Annotated in this window: 18 protein-coding genes; 8 read left to right on the top strand and 10 right to left on the bottom strand. The window is 70.4% G+C overall.

The annotated features are described in order from the left end of the window. Positions 1–3: 3 nt before the first annotated feature. From AC3EO4_RS14525 to AC3EO4_RS14535, 3 genes are all read right to left on the bottom strand, one after another. Entirely contained in the window at positions 4–951 is a 948-nt protein-coding gene (locus AC3EO4_RS14525; RefSeq protein ID WP_431895967.1) for a YbgA family protein, read from the bottom strand. Continuing rightward, complete coding sequence (locus AC3EO4_RS14530) at positions 948–1,427, bottom strand: RNA polymerase sigma factor (protein WP_379583371.1); 480 nt, start codon at positions 1,425–1,427, stop codon at positions 948–950. Before AC3EO4_RS14530 ends, AC3EO4_RS14525 begins: the two co-directional genes overlap by 4 nt. An 80-nt stretch (positions 1,428–1,507) precedes the next feature. Beyond that, entirely contained in the window at positions 1,508–2,455 is a 948-nt protein-coding gene (locus AC3EO4_RS14535) for a MerR family transcriptional regulator (protein WP_431896032.1), read from the bottom strand. 53 nt (positions 2,456–2,508) lie between these two features. Between AC3EO4_RS14535 and AC3EO4_RS14540 the strand changes: the two genes are divergently transcribed. Further along, positions 2,509–3,759, top strand: coding sequence for a cryptochrome/photolyase family protein (locus AC3EO4_RS14540; RefSeq protein ID WP_431895970.1), 1,251 nt, complete (start codon positions 2,509–2,511; stop codon positions 3,757–3,759). A 96-nt stretch (positions 3,760–3,855) separates the two neighbouring features. On the opposite strand, the gene AC3EO4_RS14545 is transcribed toward AC3EO4_RS14540, so the two are convergent. Continuing rightward, a complete protein-coding gene (locus AC3EO4_RS14545; RefSeq protein WP_379583375.1) occupies positions 3,856–4,479 on the bottom strand; it encodes a response regulator transcription factor in 624 nt (207 codons plus the stop codon). Next, complete coding sequence (locus AC3EO4_RS14550) at positions 4,476–5,660, bottom strand: sensor histidine kinase (RefSeq protein WP_379583377.1); 1,185 nt, start codon at positions 5,658–5,660, stop codon at positions 4,476–4,478. Before AC3EO4_RS14550 ends, AC3EO4_RS14545 begins: the two co-directional genes overlap by 4 nt. A 147-nt stretch (positions 5,661–5,807) precedes the next feature. Between AC3EO4_RS14550 and AC3EO4_RS14555 the strand changes: the two genes are divergently transcribed. Both AC3EO4_RS14555 and AC3EO4_RS14560 read left to right on the top strand, forming a co-directional pair. Next, positions 5,808–6,875 carry an ABC transporter permease gene (locus tag AC3EO4_RS14555; RefSeq protein ID WP_431895973.1) on the top strand — a complete coding sequence of 356 codons (1,068 nt, stop codon included), beginning with the start codon at positions 5,808–5,810 and terminating at the stop codon, positions 6,873–6,875. Continuing rightward, positions 6,872–7,561, top strand: coding sequence for an ABC transporter ATP-binding protein (locus AC3EO4_RS14560; RefSeq protein WP_431895975.1), 690 nt, complete (start codon positions 6,872–6,874; stop codon positions 7,559–7,561). Before AC3EO4_RS14555 ends, AC3EO4_RS14560 begins: the two co-directional genes overlap by 4 nt. Before the next feature lie 50 nt (positions 7,562–7,611). Here AC3EO4_RS14560 and AC3EO4_RS14565 read toward each other — a convergent pair whose 3' ends face one another. The 3 genes from AC3EO4_RS14565 to AC3EO4_RS14575 are packed head-to-tail and all read right to left on the bottom strand — an operon-like array spanning position 7,612 to position 8,983. Then, the gene (locus AC3EO4_RS14565; RefSeq protein WP_431895977.1) at positions 7,612–8,028 is read right to left on the bottom strand and encodes a DUF6463 family protein; all 417 of its coding nucleotides are present in this window, start codon (positions 8,026–8,028) and stop codon (positions 7,612–7,614) included. A gap of 45 nt (positions 8,029–8,073) precedes the next feature. Then, positions 8,074–8,682 (bottom strand): DUF2867 domain-containing protein, encoded by a 609-nt coding sequence (locus tag AC3EO4_RS14570; RefSeq protein ID WP_431895979.1) that lies wholly within the window; start codon positions 8,680–8,682, stop codon positions 8,074–8,076. Continuing rightward, positions 8,675–8,983, bottom strand: coding sequence for a hypothetical protein (locus AC3EO4_RS14575; RefSeq protein WP_379583387.1), 309 nt, complete (start codon positions 8,981–8,983; stop codon positions 8,675–8,677). Before AC3EO4_RS14575 ends, AC3EO4_RS14570 begins: the two co-directional genes overlap by 8 nt. A gap of 101 nt (positions 8,984–9,084) precedes the next feature. On the opposite strand from AC3EO4_RS14575, the gene AC3EO4_RS14580 reads away from it, so the two are divergent. After that, entirely contained in the window at positions 9,085–9,657 is a 573-nt protein-coding gene (locus AC3EO4_RS14580; protein WP_431895981.1) for a TetR/AcrR family transcriptional regulator, read from the top strand. A 694-nt stretch (positions 9,658–10,351) separates the two neighbouring features. Here AC3EO4_RS14580 and AC3EO4_RS14585 read toward each other — a convergent pair. Beyond that, complete coding sequence (locus tag AC3EO4_RS14585) at positions 10,352–10,612, bottom strand: mycoredoxin (RefSeq protein WP_431895983.1); 261 nt, start codon at positions 10,610–10,612, stop codon at positions 10,352–10,354. A gap of 71 nt (positions 10,613–10,683) precedes the next feature. Next, a complete protein-coding gene (locus tag AC3EO4_RS14590) occupies positions 10,684–11,565 on the bottom strand; it encodes an alpha/beta hydrolase (protein ID WP_379583393.1) in 882 nt (293 codons plus the stop codon). A gap of 148 nt (positions 11,566–11,713) precedes the next feature. Between AC3EO4_RS14590 and AC3EO4_RS14595 the strand changes: the two genes are divergently transcribed. The 4 genes from AC3EO4_RS14595 (at position 11,714) to AC3EO4_RS14610 (ending at position 15,680) form a co-directional block, all read left to right on the top strand. Then, entirely contained in the window at positions 11,714–13,762 is a 2,049-nt protein-coding gene (locus AC3EO4_RS14595; RefSeq protein ID WP_431895986.1) for an ATP-dependent DNA helicase UvrD2, read from the top strand. A 286-nt stretch (positions 13,763–14,048) separates the two neighbouring features. After that, positions 14,049–14,921: an acyl-CoA thioesterase gene (locus AC3EO4_RS14600; RefSeq protein WP_379583397.1), complete on the top strand. Its 873-nt coding sequence runs from the start codon at positions 14,049–14,051 to the stop codon at positions 14,919–14,921. Positions 14,922–15,029: 108 nt separating this feature from the next. Next, positions 15,030–15,290 (top strand): hypothetical protein, encoded by a 261-nt coding sequence (locus AC3EO4_RS14605; protein ID WP_431895988.1) that lies wholly within the window; start codon positions 15,030–15,032, stop codon positions 15,288–15,290. 120 nt (positions 15,291–15,410) lie between these two features. Then, positions 15,411–15,680 (top strand): WhiB family transcriptional regulator, encoded by a 270-nt coding sequence (locus AC3EO4_RS14610; protein WP_358135760.1) that lies wholly within the window; start codon positions 15,411–15,413, stop codon positions 15,678–15,680. Positions 15,681–15,942: the final 262 nt, after the last annotated feature.

Raw genomic sequence — 15,942 nt, forward strand, 5'->3', positions numbered from 1 at the left:
CGGTCACGCCGGCACGTGGTTGCGCAGGCGCAGCGCCTCGGGGAAGGGCAGGAAGTAGGTCTGGTCGCGTACGTAGGCGGCGGGCTGGCAACGGGCGTGATGCCGAAGCAGGGTCGTGGGGACGCTGAGCGGCACCCGGCCCGCCTGGTACGACTCGATGACCTCCACCAGGTCCGCCCGTCTCGCCGGGTCGAGCGTGATCATTCCCATGCAGTGCTGCAGCACGTTGACGTTCCTGCCCACGGTGGCCTTGGTCGCCAGCGCCGAGCGGAACGCCCTGGCGTAGTCGGCGCCCAGCTCCTGCCTGGGCCGCACGCCCGCCCTCGCCACCACGCGGCCCGCCTCCCTGTAGTGGACGGGGTCATGGGCGAGGATCTGCATCTTGTGCCTGGCGTGGAAGGCGACCAGGTCGGCGGGCCGCCATTCGCCGTCCAGCAGCTCGCGTAGCCTGGCATGGGCGAAGACCCGCTCCACGAAGCTCTCCCTGAGCAGCGCGTCGTTGAGCCTGCCCTCGTCCTCGACGGGGAGCAGGGGGTGCGCGTCCGTCACGACCGAGGCGAACGCGCCCCTGTTGCGCTTGCCGACGGGCCTGCCGCCCCCCTCGGGGTGGAGCGGGATGCCGTGGAGGCCGCAGCTGGGGCTCCTGGACTTGAACACATACCCGTCCACGTCGAGCGCGGCGCTGCGGGCACGCGCCAGAGCGGTCATGCGGCCGGTCAGGTCGACGCCCGTCGTGCGGGTCATCAGCCTCGGCCCGTCGGGTGAGCGCTCCAGCCTGAGCGTCTCGCGCGGGGTGCCGAGCCCGAGCTCCATCTCGGGGCAGATCCGCACCCAGTCCACGAACGGGTCGAGGGCTCCGGACAGGAACCTGTCACGGCTGTGCCCGCCGTTGAACCTGACGAGCTCGCCCAGCAGGCAGCTGGAGACCGCGATCCTCGGTCTGGCCGTCATGCCGCCGCCAGCAGCGTCGAGAGGCGGTGCAGGCCGCGTGCCGTACGGGCCTTGACGGTGCCGAGCGGGACCCGCAGCCGTTCGGCGATCTCCCGCTGGCTGAGCTCGCCGTAGTAGGCCAGCTCGATGGCCTGGCGCTGCGGCGCGGGCAGTTCGGCGAGCGCGCGGCGGACGAGGTCGCGGTCGGCGAGGTCGTCGCCGACCGCCCTGCCGTCGGGCCCCTGGGGGTCGCCGACGGCTTCCAGCGGGACGGTGGGTGGTCGGCGGCCGCGCAGGTGGTCGACGGCCCTCTTGTGGGCGATGCCCAGGACCCACGTCTCCAGGCTCCTGGCCGGGTCGTACCTGTGTCTGGACCGCCAGATCTCTGTGAACACCACCTGGGTGACGTCGTCGATGTCCTGCGCCGGCACGAGGCGGCGCAGATAGGAGCGGACCAGCGAGGCGTGGGTGCGGTAGCACTCGGCGAGTGCCTCCATGTCGCCTCCCTCGCGAGATAACTTATTCAAAACTCATTCAACCCCGCCGGTGGGAAGCCGTGCAACCAAGTCGAGGGAGATCAGTCGACGGCGGCGGAGACCACGGTGACGGCCTCGTCCAGCGAGGCCACCCGGGTGACCCTGGCGGGCAGCGGCTCCGCCCATCCCGGGCCGCCGACGACCACCCGGCCGGGAGGGCGCGGCGACGGCAACGCGCTCAGCGGGGCAGGGTCGCCGGTCGAGGGCTGCTGCGACCAGACGAAGACGACGGAAGGACCCAGGCGGCGCATCGCGTCCCCCAGCGCGGAGTACGGCGTGCGGGCGCCCAGCACCCGCGTCTCCACGAGCCTGTTCACGCTCAGCGCGGCGGCCAGCGCGTAGACGGGCAGACTGTGCTGCTCCTCCTCCGCGCACGCCAGCAGCACCGGCCGCGTGTTCACGGGGCGGGCGGGCCGCTCGATCAGCGGGAACAGCGCGGCCAGCAACCGGTCGGAGAACAGGTGCTCGACGTCGACGCCTGCCCCCGTCTCCGTCTGCCTGAGGCAGATCGTCCTGAAGACGGGGCGGACCAGCCGCTCCCACGTCCACACGACCCCGCGCCCCGCCAGCGCGGCGGCGAGGCCGTCGGCGACCGCGCGCCCGTCGAGCGCGCACGCCGCCCTGGCCACCGACGCCGCCGTCGGCACCTGCCCCCGCTCCTCCTCGGCCCGCGGTACGGCAGGCGCCTCCCTGGCGTCGTCGGGCGTGATGCTGAGGCGAAGGGCCTCGCGGGCGGCGTCGGCGGGCGGGACGCCCGCGTGGATCAGCCGGTTCATCTCCTCCAGGCGCCGCAGGTCCCCCGCGTCATAGCGGCGGTGGCCACCGGGACTGCGCCTGGACGGGCCGATGCCGTACCGCAGGTTCCACGTCCGCAGCGTGGGCGCGGGCACGCCGAGCCGCCTGGACACGGCGCCGATGCCGTACCCGGGCCCTTCCTCGTGAGGCTCGTCGCCCCGCTCATGCGCACCGATCCCGACATTGTGTCGGATCGGCCGGTCCCTGACCGCAACCGCCCGGCGCCGGCCGTCGAATGCCCGAAGTGATGGACACCGTGATAGTGCTCTTCAACAGGGACCTCAGGGTCCACGACCACCCGGCGCTTGCCGCCGCCTGCGCCCAGGCCAGGCGGGTGGTGCCGCTGTTCGTGCTCGACCCTGCCATCCCCTCGGGGCGCCGCCGCCCGTTCCTGCACGACTGCCTGCGGGACCTGCGCGACTCGCTGCGCGCCCGCGGCGGAGACCTCCTCGTACGGCAGGGCGACACGGTCGCCGAGACGATGCGGCTGGCCGGTGAGACGTCGGCGACGGCCGTCTTCACCAGCGCCGACGTCAGCTCGCTCGCCAGGCGCAGGCAGCGGAGGTTCGCGGAGGAGCCGATCGAGTTCCGGCGCTTCCCCGGCGTGACCGTCGTGCCGCCCGACCTGCTCCGCCCCTCGGGCGGGGGCGACCACTACCGGGTCTTCACCCCGTACTGGCGCGCGTGGTCCGGCGCGCCGCGGCGATCGATCGTCGGGGCGCCCGAAGCCGTCCCGACGCCCAAGGGGCTGCGGGCCGGCGCCATCCCGCGCGGCCTGCCGTACGGAGGGATCGAGGGTGGCGAGGGGGCAGCCAGGAAGAGGATGCGCGCCTGGACGCGCGACCGCCTGGACGGCTACGAGGACCTGCGCGACGACCTGGCGGGCGACGGGACCTCCAGGCTCAGCCCCTACCTGAGGTTCGGCTGCCTGTCGCCGCTGGAGCTGGCCGCCTGCGGGAACGAGGCCTTCGTGAGGCAGCTGTGCTGGCGCGACTTCCACCACCAGGTCGCCTTCGCCTTCCCCGACCTGAACCGGCGCGACTACCGGCCGCGAGGCACGACGTGGCGCTCGGACAAGGACGCCGAGCAGGCCTGGCGCGAGGGCATGACAGGAGTGCCGATCGTCGACGCCGGCATGCGCCAGCTGCTCGCCGAGGGATGGATGCACAACCGCGCCCGCCTGATCACCGCCGCCTACCTCGTCAAGCACCTGAGGATCGACTGGCGGGTGGGCTACGACCACTTCTTCGACCTGCTGCTCGACGGGGACGTGGCCGACAACGCGGGCAACTGGCAGTGGGTCGCGGGCACGGGCAACGACACGCGGCCCAACAGGACGTTCAACCCGCTGCGGCAGGCCAGGCGGTTCGACCCCGACGGCGAGTACGTCCGGCGGTACGTCCCTGAGCTGGCCGACGTGCCCGCGACGCACATCCTCGAGCCATGGCTGCTGTCCGGCCAGGCAGGAGGCTACCCGCCACCCCTCACCCGGCCGTAAGACCACAAGGGGCCCCGCCCGCCGTGTCACGACGAGATCACCGCCTGGAGGTCCGCGGCGGGCTCCCGACTCGACGTCGTCCTTGCCTGGCTCGGCTCACGGGGGACGGATGAGGCCCTTCTTCGAGGCCACGGCGACAGCCGCGGTTCGCGAGTCGACGCCCAGCTTGGTGTAGATGTGTGCCAGGTGAGTCTTGACCGTGGTCTCGCTGAGGAACATGGCCTTGCTGATGTGCCGGTTCGACAGGCCCGCGGCGACGTGGCCGAGGACCTCCAGCTCGCGCGGGCTGAGCGTGGTGTCGGGCGTGCGCACCCGGCCCAGCAGGCGCGAGGCGACGCTGGGCGCCAGAGCGCTGGCTCCCGCGGCGGCCGATCGGATGGCGGCGTGCAGGTCGTCCGACGGAGCGTCCTTGAGCAGGTAACCGGTGGCGCCCGCCTCGATGGCGGCGACGATGTCGGCGTCGGTGTCGAACGTGGTCAGCACGAGGACCCGGGGCCCGCCCAGGGCCACGACGCGCCGAGTGGCCTCGCTGCCGTGCATGCCAGGCCCGAGCTGGAGATCCATCAGCACGACGTCGGGAGCGAGCGTTCCGGCGAGCTCCACGCCCTCCTCGGCGGTGGCGGCCTCGCCGACCAGGTCGAAATCCGGCTGCCCGCTGAGCATGGCCCGCAGACCGGAGCGAACCACGGGATGGTCATCCACCAGGACGATCCGGATCACGGCGCCTCCTGGGGCGGCAGCGGCAGGGTGGCCACGACTGCCGTGCCCTCGCCGGGGGCCGACTCCACGGCGATGCTGCCGCCCAGGGCTCCCACCCGCTCGCGCATCGCGCGCAGGCCGAACCCGGCGGTACTGGCGGGGTCGAACCCCCGGCCATCGTCGTACACGTCCAGCATGACCGCGTCGTCCAGGTACGTGAGCGTCACACCGGCGTGCCCGGCGCCGGAATGGCGACTGATGTTGCCCAACGCGCCCTGGGCGATACGCAGCAGCGTCGCATCGTAGTCCGCGGGCAACAGCACCGGGGCGCCCGAGACCTCGAAGCGCGCCTGGATGGGCGTGCCGGCCACCGCGGAGTCGCTGATCCTGCGCAGCGCCGCGACCAGGGACGAGTGCTGCAGCGCCGGCGGAGCCAGGGCCCTGACGAAGTTGCGCGCCTCTTCCAGGTTCTCCTTGGCCGCGTCCTCCGCCTCGGTGATGCGGCGCTCGGCCGCGGACGGGTCCTGCGCGAGATCCCGCCGGGCGGCGCGCAGCAGCAGGATGATGCTGGACATGCCTTGCGCCAGCGTGTCGTGGATCTCCCTCGCCAGCCGCTCGCGCTCGGCCAGCCGTACGGCGTCGCTCTCCGCTTCGATCAGCTTCCCGCGCGTGCGGACCAGATCGTCGATCAGCAGGCGGCGCTCCTCGCTCTCCGCGTAGAGCGCCTTGTAGACCATCGCCATCAGAGTGGCCACCGCGGCACCGATCGTCGGCCCGATGACCTGAGCGGCGGTCAGGCGGCCCTCGTGCCAGGCGGCGGCGAGGACGGCCGCGACGGTCAGCACCGCCACGCCCGGCAGCGCGACGGCCAGGGGCAACAGGTGGAGGTAGGCGAAGAACAGGGGGAACGCCAGCCAGACGAACTGGTGCGCTGCCAGGGCGAGCCAAGCCCACCCGACCGTGATCATCACCAGCCAGACCCGGCCCAGGCGCAGGTGCGTCGCTCCCCCGAAGTGCGGCAGCCGTCCCTCGATCAGGAGGCCTGCCGCATAGAGAACCCCGAGGAGCGTCCCACCCAGGACCAGCAGCGGCTGTCCCTGCCTGATGACGCCGGCCAACGCGATCACCAGGAGGATCGCGAACGTGCCGTGGACGGTCCACCGGAGCAGCCGCAACGCGGGCGGGAACGGATAGTCAGCCATTTCTCACACAGAGTATGCGAGATCGTTCATCTCCTGCATCGTTCAAAAGGAGTATTCCGGGCGACCGCATGCACGATGTGCGCGCGTGCCCGGCACGAGGACGCTGACGGAGTCAACGTTCGATTCGACCGCAACGGGGGACGCGCCGTGTTCGTGGCGCTCAGAGACCTGCGCTTCGCGAAGGGACGGTTCGCTCTCATGGGCACCGTCGTCTTCCTCATCACCCTCCTGGTGACCATGCTCTCCGGACTGACCGCAGGGCTGGCGCGGGAGAACATCTCGGCAGTGGAGAACCTGCCCGCCGACCACATCGTCTTCGACAGCGGCGAGAAGGCCGCCTTCGCCGACAGCCGTATCGGCAACCAGACCTGGAAGGACTGGCAGCAGGTGGCGGGCGTCACCGCCGAGCGGCTCGGCGTCTCCATGTCGAGGCTCGCCTACGGCGACGACCAAAGCGCGGGCGTAGCCCTCTTCGGCATCCAGCCCGGCGGCGACCTCGCCCAGGGAGAGCCGGTCGACACAGGCAACGTCGTCCTGTCCGCCGCGCTCGCGGCCGACACCGCGGTGAAGACCGGCGACACGGTGCAGATCTCCGGCAAGGACTTCACCGTCGCAGGCATCGGCGGCGAAGCGTCCTACAGCCACACCCCGGTCGCCTGGATCAGCATCGGCGACTGGGAGCGGACGGGCCGCCAGGGCGACGCCGATACGGTGGCGACCGTCCTGGCTCTACGCACCGCCGGTGCACCCGACCTGGCCGCCACCGACGCCCGACTCGGCACGACGACGCTCACGCTGTCCGATTCGCCCGCCGCGATCGGCTCCTTCTCCTCCGAGAACGGCTCACTCCAGCTCATGCGCGGCTTCCTGTTCGCGATCTCGGCGCTGGTCATCGGCGCCTTCTTCACCGTCTGGACGATCCAGCGGCGTGCCGACGTCGCCGTGCTCAAGGCGCTCGGCGCGAGCTCCGGCTACCTCCTGCAGGACGCGCTCGCCCAGGCGGTCATCGTGCTGCTCGCCGGCGCGAGCGCAGGCGGCCTGCTCGGCGCGGGCCTCGGCGCGCTCGTCGAGGGCACCGTCCCCTTCGTGCTGTCGGTGACCACCACCGTCGTTCCAGTGGCCGTGATGATCCTCCTCGGAGCCGCGGGCGCCGCCCTGGCCATCCGCAAGATCACCTCTGTCGACCCGCTGATCGCCCTGGGAGCCTCCCGATGACCCTCGCCCTCACCGACGTCGTGCTGACCTACCCCGACGGGGACCGCGCCCTGACGGCGCTCGACCACGTCAGCCTGACCGTCGCTCCAGGCGAGTTCGCCGCGGTGGTCGGCCCGTCCGGCTCGGGCAAGTCCAGCCTGCTCGCCGTCGCCGCCACCCTCATCACGCCCAGCGAGGGCACCGTGAGCGTCGCCGGGCAGGATGTCTCACGAGCCGGCCAGGCGGCCCGCACGCGGGTCCGCCGCGACCACATCGGCATCGTGTTCCAGCAGGCCAACCTGCTGCCCTCCCTCACCGCGCTCGACCAGCTCCTGGTGATGGCGCACCTGGCCGGCGAATCTCCGCGTACGGCCAGCAGCCGCGCCCGGGAGCTACTGCTCGCTGTCGATCTGGGCGGAAAGGAACACAAGCGCCCGCACCAGCTGTCGGGAGGCGAGCGGCAGCGCGTCAACATCGCCCGTGCGCTGATGAACTCTCCCGCGGTCCTGCTCGTCGATGAGCCGACGAGCGCGCTCGACCACCGCCGGGGCGAGCAGATCGTCTCCCTCCTGGCCGATCTCACCCAGAAGAACGACCTTGCCACCGTGATGGTCACGCACGATCTCGCCACCCTGGCGATGGTCGACACCGTGCTCAGCATGAGCGACGGCAGGCTCAGCGAAGGCGCCGCGACACAGGTCGCCTGACCGGACCGGCAGCGGGGTGGGCTGGGGATGCCCGGACATAACGCGGTCTCCTACGGGGTCCGCGTTATGTCGGCGTGGGGCGCGGGGTTGTCGTGGCGGGCGGCGCGGCGGGCTCCGATCAGCAGCAGGACGTTCGCGAGCAGGAGGATCGGCCAGGGCGTGAACAGGAGGACCACCGCGCCGACCACGGTCCAGATCCCCAGCGTCCAGGCGATGAACGGCGGTGGCGTAATGCCGCGCCGGTCAAGCCACAGCACGATCAGGCCGACCACGATGAGCGGTACGCCGAAGCTGGCCAAACTCAGCCAGTACGCGCTGTTCGCCGGGCTCATCGCGGCGAGGTCGTCCCCCCACAGCCTCCCGCTGAACCACGTCCCGGTGTGGCGCGCGGCCTTTTCCACCGTCAGGGCGCCGAGCGTGTGCGCGGCTCCGAATAGCGTGATGAGCCAGCCGGCCCATTTGATCATTTGAGGTTCCATTCTCGTGGTGGAGCGAGGCGGTCTCTGCTTGGTTTAGGCGTTCGTGGCCGTGGGGTGGGCGTGGTCCCGCCACGCGCGTTCCCATCGTCGGGTGAGTGCCGGGTAGACGACCAGGTAGCGGAACGGGGCGATGGCGGCCATGTAGAGGCGTCCGAACAGGCCGTTGGGTTTGACCAGGGCCGCCATCCGCAGCTCGTGGTCGCCGTTGTCGGTGGGGACCCACCCGAGGTGGCAGACGGTGTGAACGGTTTTGTTCGCCAGTTCCATGGCGAACTCGTCGCCGAGTTCGTAGAGGTCGGTGAACGGGGTGCCGTCGAGGTTCGGGCTGAGCGGCGCCAGGCGCAGGTCGGGCGGCAGGCGCTCGCGCAGTGACCACACCCGCCCGCCGACGCCCTGCCGGGGATCATCCCAGCCGAACAGGGCACCCAGCTTCCAGCGCACGGCGAACAGGAACCGGGTCGGCAAGGGCTGCCCGGCGGGTCCGCCGGTCGCTCGCAGCGCGGCGAGCATGGCGGGGAAGTCGTCCGGTCCGGCGTCGGGTGTGCGGAACGCCCACACGTCCTCCACCCGGAAGTCGGGCGTGATCTCGTGGATCCGCCACGGGCGGCTGGTGTGCTCGGTGTCGGGAAGTCTCCTAGACATGGCCGGCCTCCCCGTCACCACGATAGGAAGCGGTGGGCCTGGCGGGGCTTGACCTCCCGGTCGCTGAAGCCGTCGGCGCCGCGCCCAGCTCGTGGACGGTCTCGGCTGACGCCCGGCAGGCATCCTCGGACTCGAGCGCACCGGTGATGACGACGGCGTCCGTGCCGGGAGCGCCCCAGTTCTCGGCGCGCAGGAGGCCCGGCCGCGTGCGCCCCGCGTCGATGACCTGGGGGTATCGGCCCGCGAACTCCTCGGCGTGCTCGGGAGCCGGGGATGGGAAGGCGACGAAACCGAATGACACGACTACTGTCCCCTCTATTGTTATACGGCTGCGTATAACTTGAGGCTAGACCGGTTATACGGCTCCGTACAACGGATGGAAAGAGTGAGGTGGGTCATACGATGGGTACGCTGCGCACACCGCGTGAAATCTGGATCGAGGAGGGGCTGCGGGCACTGGCCGAGGGTGGCGTGGACGCGGTGCGTGTCGAGGCCCTGGCCAAGGCGCTCGGCGTGACCAAGGGCGGCTTCTACGGCTACTTCGCCGACCGCGACGCGCTGCTGACAGAGATGCTGGACACCTGGGAGCGCGAGAGCGTCGACGACGTCCTCGACCGGGTCGAGCGGGAGGGCGGCGACGTGCTGGACAAGGTCCGGCTGGCCGGGCAGCTCACCTTCTCCAGCGACCGCCTGCTCCCCATCGACTTGGCCATCCGCGAATGGGCCCGCCGCGACCAGGCCGTCGCCGAACGCCTACGTCGCGTGGACAACCGGCGCATGCAGCTGTCACGCGACGCGATCAGCACGTTCTGCCCCGACCCCGACGAGGTCGAGGCCCGCGCTCTGCTCGCCTTCTGCGCGGCCATCGGCAGCCACTTGATCGCCGCCGACCATCCCGGCCGCACCCGCGCGCAGGTCATCGCCCGCGCCGGCGACCTCATCCTCGACCGCCCACCCAGCAACCCGAGGTACTGATACGCGCTCACCTGGCGCACATTCACGCCGATTGGTCGGGCGGAGTGGCGGAGCTGGTGGAGATCGAGCCCGGCGTAGGTGTTGAGCAGGACGCGGGCGCGATAGTAGCCGAGGCGGCGGCCGGTGTGCGGGCAGACGTCAGCGGCAGCAGACCGGCAGGCGGGCACGGGTCGACGTTGGGCGAGGAAGAGCGGCCCGTGGGTGCGGGAGCTGTCATCCGGTAGCCGCGGCAGTCGGGGTAGCAAGTGGGCGGTGCCGCTGTCCCAGCTCGCTGGGTGTTCGGGTTCCGGGCGGAGGTCAGGAACGCCTCGGCGGCCCGATGTCACTACGCGATGCGGGCCTGAGAGTCCTTTTCAAGGACACCAGCCCCGGGAGGGGGCTCAAGGACCCACTCATTTACCTCACGGGGACCGACCTTTCGAAGGAGGCGCAGTCACTCACGGGCAATCCGGTCCTGGTTCTTGAGCCAGCCGAACGTGGACATTTCAAGATCGGGACTGCTCGCCCGGTTGGTCGAGCCCCCCAGTTGATTAGCCCTGGCCGTAACCGAGCCAGGGAATGCGTTCATCAGACCGAAGCGCCTCATCATGCGATCCGGCATCCGGAGGGTCGGCACCCGTGCTGGCAACAGCCGTTGGCCCGGGCGAGGTAAAAGCCCCGGCTCGAGAACACGCCAAGCCGGGGCAGCTCTGCTCTACCCCAGGGACGCCGCGCCCTCAAGCAGGCGCTTGATCTGGGCGACGGGCGGGTTGGTCAACACCGTCCGACCGCTAGGGGAATCTACAACAACAGTTGGCACCGTCTGGTTGCCGTTGTTGACGCTCATCACGAACTCCGCCGCCGCGGGGTTCCGCTCGATGTCGACCTCTTCGTAGGCGATGCCCTCACGGCTGAGCTGGCTCTTGAGCCGCTTGCAGGGACCGCACCAGGTAGTGGAGTAGACGGTGAGCGCCATAAGACAATCCTTCCGGGTTCAAACGAAGGCCAAAGAGCGCAACAATCGGCAGGGCCTTCGTAATCCCAGGGTCAGGACGACAGCCGTTCCTCGATCCACTTCTGCACGCGCTCGGCCACGCCTGGCTCCCTGTAGAGCGGCGCGCTGTGCGAGATGCCTGGCTCGGTGAAGACCGTCATCTTCACCCCGACCTGGCCGAGCATCTGCTTCAGCAGCAGGCTCTGCGCCGCGGGCACGAACTCGTCATCGGAGTGGACGGTCAGCATCGGCGCGTCCTTCTTGCTGGCGTGCCACGGCACCTCCATCGACGCCCACACCCGCGAGCACTTGCCCTTGGGTTCGCACCCGCCCGCCAGCTTGATCGCGGCGTCACGCAGCTTGACACGGTTGGGGTCGGTCGAGTCGGCGCCGTCGGTGTAGGCCCGCAGCGGCGAGATCACGGGGGAGACGCCGACGACGCCCTTGAGCCCCTGGAGCGCGCCGTCGCCGTACGTGCCCACGGCGGCGGCGATGTGGCCGCCCGCGGAGAAGCCGACGACCACGTAGTTGTTCGGGTCGAAGTTCCAGCGGTCGGCGTGCCTGCGGGCGGTCGCGATGGCGTCGAACGCGTCGGTGCGCTGCGCGGGCCACGGCGCCTCGGTGGACAGGCGGTAGTTGAGGTTGAAGACCGTGTAGCCGAGCTCGACGTAGCTGCGGGTGATCTCGGTCATGTACTTCTTGTCGCCGCCCGACCACCAGCCGCCGTGGATGAGGAAGACGGCGGGATGCTTGGTGTAGTCGGGCATCCACCAGACGTCCATGGCCTGGTGGCGGCCGGGGCCGTACGACACGGTCTCGAACGTCGTGCCGCCCAGCGGGTCGCTGTACGAGGGGGTCGGATCCTTCGACGCGTGCGCCACTCCGGGGACCAACGCGACGGCAGCGAGAACACTCGCGAACACCGCAGCTCGCACGGGCCTTCCTTTCCCCCATGATTCGGTCGGGCCCCATTGTGGGGGAAATGACCTACTTTTCGCATCTCAGCGACGAAGAAACAGGTGACGGCGGCATGTTGCCAGAATGGAGCAGCCCCCCGCCACCTGCTGCGAGGATGTTGATGTGATGACAGGCGACGACGTTCTGACCGGGCTCGACCCTGAGCAGCGCGCGGTGGCCGAGGCCGTGCGCGGCCCGGTCTGCGTGCTCGCCGGTGCCGGCACGGGCAAGACCAGGGCGATCACCCATCGCATCGCGCACGCCGTGCAGTCGGGCGTCGTCGACGCGCAGGGCGTGCTCGCCGTGACCTTCACCACTCGTGCGGCGGGGGAGCTGCGGCAGCGGCTGCGGCAACTCGGCGCACCCGGCGTGCAGGCGCGTACCTTCCACGCCGCCGCGCTGCGCCAGCTCACCTACTTCTGGCCGAAGGTGATCGGCGGGTCCGCGCCCTCGGTGATCGAGTCGAAGCTGCCGCTGCTCGTCGAGGCGTCCAGACTGATCCGCCGCAGCCCCGACAGGTCGGAGCTGCGCGACATCGCCTCGGAGATCGAGTGGGCCAAGGTCACCCAGATCGGCCACGAGGACTACGTCGCCGCCGCGGCCAAGGCCCACCGTTCGCCTCCCGCCCCTCCGGAGGAGATCGCCCGGCTCTACGAGGCCTACGAACGGCTGCGCCGCGAGCGCCACCTGGTCGACTTCGAGACGATCCTCGAGCTGACCGCCGCGGTGATGACCGAGCATCCCGACGTCGCCAACCAGATCCGCCAGCAGTACCGCTACTTCGTCGTCGACGAGTACCAGGACGTCAACCCGCTGCAGAAGCTCCTGCTCGACACCTGGCTCGGCGGCCGCGACGACCTGTGCGTGGTCGGCGACCCCAACCAGACGATCTACTCCTTCACCGGCGCGACCCCCCGCTACCTCACCGGGTTCTCCGTCGAGTACCCGAACGCCTCACTGATCAAGCTGGTCCGCGACTACCGCTCCACGCCTGAGGTCGTCGGCCTCGCCAACCTCGTGATAGCCAAGGGCAAGAGCCCGCGCCGCCTCGAACTCGTCGCCCAGCGGCCCGAGGGCCCCGCGCCCACGTTCTCCGAGCACGACGACGAGCCGGCCGAGGCCGCCGGTGTGGCCCGCGCGATCAGGAAACTGATCGACAAGGGCGTCTCGCCCCGCGAGATCGCCGTGCTGTTCCGCGTGAACGCCCAGTCGGAGGCCTACGAGGAGGCGCTCGCCAAGGCGGAGATCCCCTACCTGGTGCGCGGCGCCGACCGCTTCTTCGAACGTCCAGAGGTACGGCGGGCCGTCGTCCTGCTGCGCGGCGCCGCCCGATCGGCCTCGGGCGAACCCCTGGCGCAGGAGGTCCACGGCATCCTCGGCGGCATCGGCCTCACCCCCATCCCGCCCGGCGGCGGTAAGGCGCGCGAGGAGTGGGAGTCGCTGCGCGCCCTCGCCGACCTGGCCGAGGACCTGGCCGCCGAAGGCGCCGACCTGCCCGCCTTCGTCGCCGAGCTCGAGCGCCGCGCCGCCGAGCAGCACGCCCCTCCCGTCGAAGGAGTCACCCTCGCCTCCCTCCACGCGGCCAAGGGCCTGGAGTGGGACGCGGTGTTCCTCGTCGGGCTCACCGACGGCATGATGCCGATCATCTACGCCGAGACGCCCGAACAGATCGAGGAGGAACGCCGGCTCCTCTACGTCGGCATCACCCGCGCCCGCGTCCACCTCGGCCTGTCGTGGGCGCTCGCCCGCGCCCCCGGCGGGCGCAAGGGCCGCCGGCCCTCCCGCTTCCTCGACGGGCTCACAGGACGTCCCATGCGGTCGTCCTCTTCCGCGGGTACGGCCGCCGCCCCCCGCCGCCCGGTCGCCGCGCCCGTCCACTGCAGGGTGTGCGGGAAGACCCTGGTGGCGGCGGCCGAGCAGAAGCTGGGCCGGTGTTCGACGTGCCCGTCCGAGTACGACGAGGCGCTGCTGGAGGCGCTCAAGGCCTGGCGCACGTCCACGGCGAAGGAGACCAAGGTCCCGCCGTACGTGGTCTTCACGGACGTCACCCTCCAGGCGATCGCCGAACGCGCACCGCGGAGCGAGCAGGAACTGCTGTCGATCGCGGGCATCGGAAAGGTCAAACTCGACCGGTACGGCGCCGCCGTCCTCGACATCTGCCGCACCCACACCTGACCCGGCCACCCGGCAGACCCTCACCACCGGATGCCGGCGAGCCCAACCGGCCCAGGCCGTACACCGGGCTCCATCGGGCCGCGCACTCTCGGGTAGCGCCTGCGACCTGCGGGAGATCTTCGTCACAGGAGACCTGCCGGGCCTGGGCTCTCCCGTTCGTTCCTCGCCCGAAAGCACCCCGCCCCCCGGCTTCGAGCGGTCCGCTCCCAACGCCCCGGGGGGAGGTCAAGGCATCGGTCCCGTCACACTAAGTTTGGATGGCTTTCCGCCGTAGAAGGGGACCCCCGTGAACGAAGCGCTCAAGGAGCTGCTCGACCTCCTCGACCTGGAGCAGATCGAGCTCGACATCTTCCGCGGGCGTAGCCCCGAAGAGCGCATCCAGCGGGTCTTCGGCGGCCAGGTCGCGGCCCAGGCGCTCGTCGCGGCAGGCCGTACCGTGCCCGATGACCGCGACGTGCACTCCCTGCACGCCTACTTCATCCGCCCGGGCGACCCCTCCATCCCGATCGTCTACAACGTGGAGCGGGTCAGGGACGGCAGGTCCTTCACCACGCGCAGGGTCGTCGCCGTCCAGCACGGCAAGGCGATCTTCACGATGTCCGCCTCCTTCCACATCTTCGAGGAGGGCGTCCACCACCAGGCGGCGGTCATGCCGCAGGTCGTGGGTCCCGAGGAACTGCCGACGTTCCAGTCGCGCATGCTGGAGCTGGTGGGTGACGACTCCCAGTGGAAGGAGTGGCTGGCCCGCCCCCGCCCCGTCGACGCCCGCTACGTCTCCCCGCTGACCTGGGAGGCCTACAAGGACCCGTCGTTGCGGTCGGCGGAGAACAACGTGTGGTTCCGCTACGACGCCGAGCTGCCCGACGACCGCCTGCTGCACGTCGTGCTGGCCGCCTACGCCTCCGACTACACGCTCGTCGACACCGTGCTCCTCGCCCATGGCCTGGCGTGGGGCGCGTCGAACGTCATTGGGGCCTCGCTCGACCACGCCATGTGGTTCCACCGCCCCTTCAGGGCCGACGACTGGGTGCTCTATGCTCAGGAGTCCCCCTGGTCAGGGGGTGCGCGGGGTCTGGCGCGGGGCGAGATGTTCACCCCGTCGGGAGACCTGGCCGTGTCCGTGGTTCAGGAGTGCATGATCCGCGTGGCGAAGCCATAAAACTGCAGGTAGAAAATATGTTGCCCCTTCCGGGCTTCCCGGTTTAGGGTCATGGTCAAGCGAGTCGGACACTCCTGTCCGACGATCCCAGAGTGGAGGTGAGCCCCGGTGACGAACATGACTGAGATGTCTGCCACGCAGTGGCTCGCTTCCGCATGCCGTGACGGGGTCAGGCTCGCCAGTGGCCTGGCCAAGCTCCGACAGGACAAGTCTGCCCGCAGCCAGCTCGCGATCCACGCAGGCTACGGCGCAGCCGCTGCCCAGGGCGCCCCCGTCTACGTCGCGGGCGCCGACGTGCCGACCCAGCAGATCACCAAGGGTGGACTGCGCGGTCCGCATCCCTGGAGGGATGAACCGGTCATAACCTGACCGGCACTTTCAGCCTCCAGGCCGCGGATCCGCAGACAGGATCCGCGGCCTTCTTGTTTGTCCGTGATCCCCCAGACACCCACGAGGTACCTGACCAAGAACAACCAGAAGGAGACACAGATGGGGGCCAAGACGATCATGGACCTGATCGACGAAGCCGGAATCCCCTGTCGTACCGACCCCGACCTGTGGTTCGCCGAGTCGCCCGAGGACGTCGAGTTCGCGAAGACGCTCTGCGGCGGCTGCCCGATCCAGAAGGCCTGCCTGGCCCGCGCGCTCGAGCGTGAGGAGCCTTGGGGCGTCTGGGGCGGCGAGCTGATCCTCAGGGGGACCGTCGTCCCCCGCAAGCGGCCTCGCGGGCGTCCGCGCAAGCACCCGGTCGCTGCCTGAACCCCACCCACCGCACCACAGAAAGCCGAGACATCCGATGAGCATCATTCCTGGTAGGAGCTTCGAAATGCCGTATATGTATCAAGAACTGGTCAATGACCGAATACAAACCCTCCACCGGGAGGCCGAGGAGTACCGGATGGTGTCCCGCCTGAAGCGCGTCCAGCGCGCGCGGCGTGACGTCCAGCGGGCCAACGACCGGCTCCGCAGGGCTCTTCTTCCCCATGGATAGGTGGTGAGATCCTGCCGCCGGCGGAGGATC

It is taken from the genome of Nonomuraea sp. bgisy101 (genome assembly GCF_057708945.1).

Excerpts from the sequence above, each read along its gene's own strand:
- AC3EO4_RS14525 (WP_431895967.1), bottom strand. The coding sequence starts at position 951 with ATGACGGCCAGACCGAGGATCGCGGTCTCCAGCTGCCTGCTGGGCGAG.
- AC3EO4_RS14530 (WP_379583371.1), bottom strand. The coding sequence starts at position 1,427 with ATGGAGGCACTCGCCGAGTGCTACCGCACCCACGCCTCGCTGGTCCGC.
- AC3EO4_RS14540 (WP_431895970.1), top strand. The coding sequence starts at position 2,509 with ATGGACACCGTGATAGTGCTCTTCAACAGGGACCTCAGGGTCCACGAC.
- AC3EO4_RS14550 (WP_379583377.1), bottom strand. The coding sequence starts at position 5,660 with ATGGCTGACTATCCGTTCCCGCCCGCGTTGCGGCTGCTCCGGTGGACC.
- AC3EO4_RS14560 (WP_431895975.1), top strand. The coding sequence starts at position 6,872 with ATGACCCTCGCCCTCACCGACGTCGTGCTGACCTACCCCGACGGGGAC.
- AC3EO4_RS14565 (WP_431895977.1), bottom strand. The coding sequence starts at position 8,028 with ATGATCAAATGGGCCGGCTGGCTCATCACGCTATTCGGAGCCGCGCAC.
- AC3EO4_RS14570 (WP_431895979.1), bottom strand. The coding sequence starts at position 8,682 with ATGTCTAGGAGACTTCCCGACACCGAGCACACCAGCCGCCCGTGGCGG.
- AC3EO4_RS14580 (WP_431895981.1), top strand. The coding sequence starts at position 9,085 with ATGGGTACGCTGCGCACACCGCGTGAAATCTGGATCGAGGAGGGGCTG.
- AC3EO4_RS14585 (WP_431895983.1), bottom strand. The coding sequence starts at position 10,612 with ATGGCGCTCACCGTCTACTCCACTACCTGGTGCGGTCCCTGCAAGCGG.
- AC3EO4_RS14595 (WP_431895986.1), top strand. The coding sequence starts at position 11,714 with ATGACAGGCGACGACGTTCTGACCGGGCTCGACCCTGAGCAGCGCGCG.
- AC3EO4_RS14610 (WP_358135760.1), top strand. The coding sequence starts at position 15,411 with ATGGGGGCCAAGACGATCATGGACCTGATCGACGAAGCCGGAATCCCC.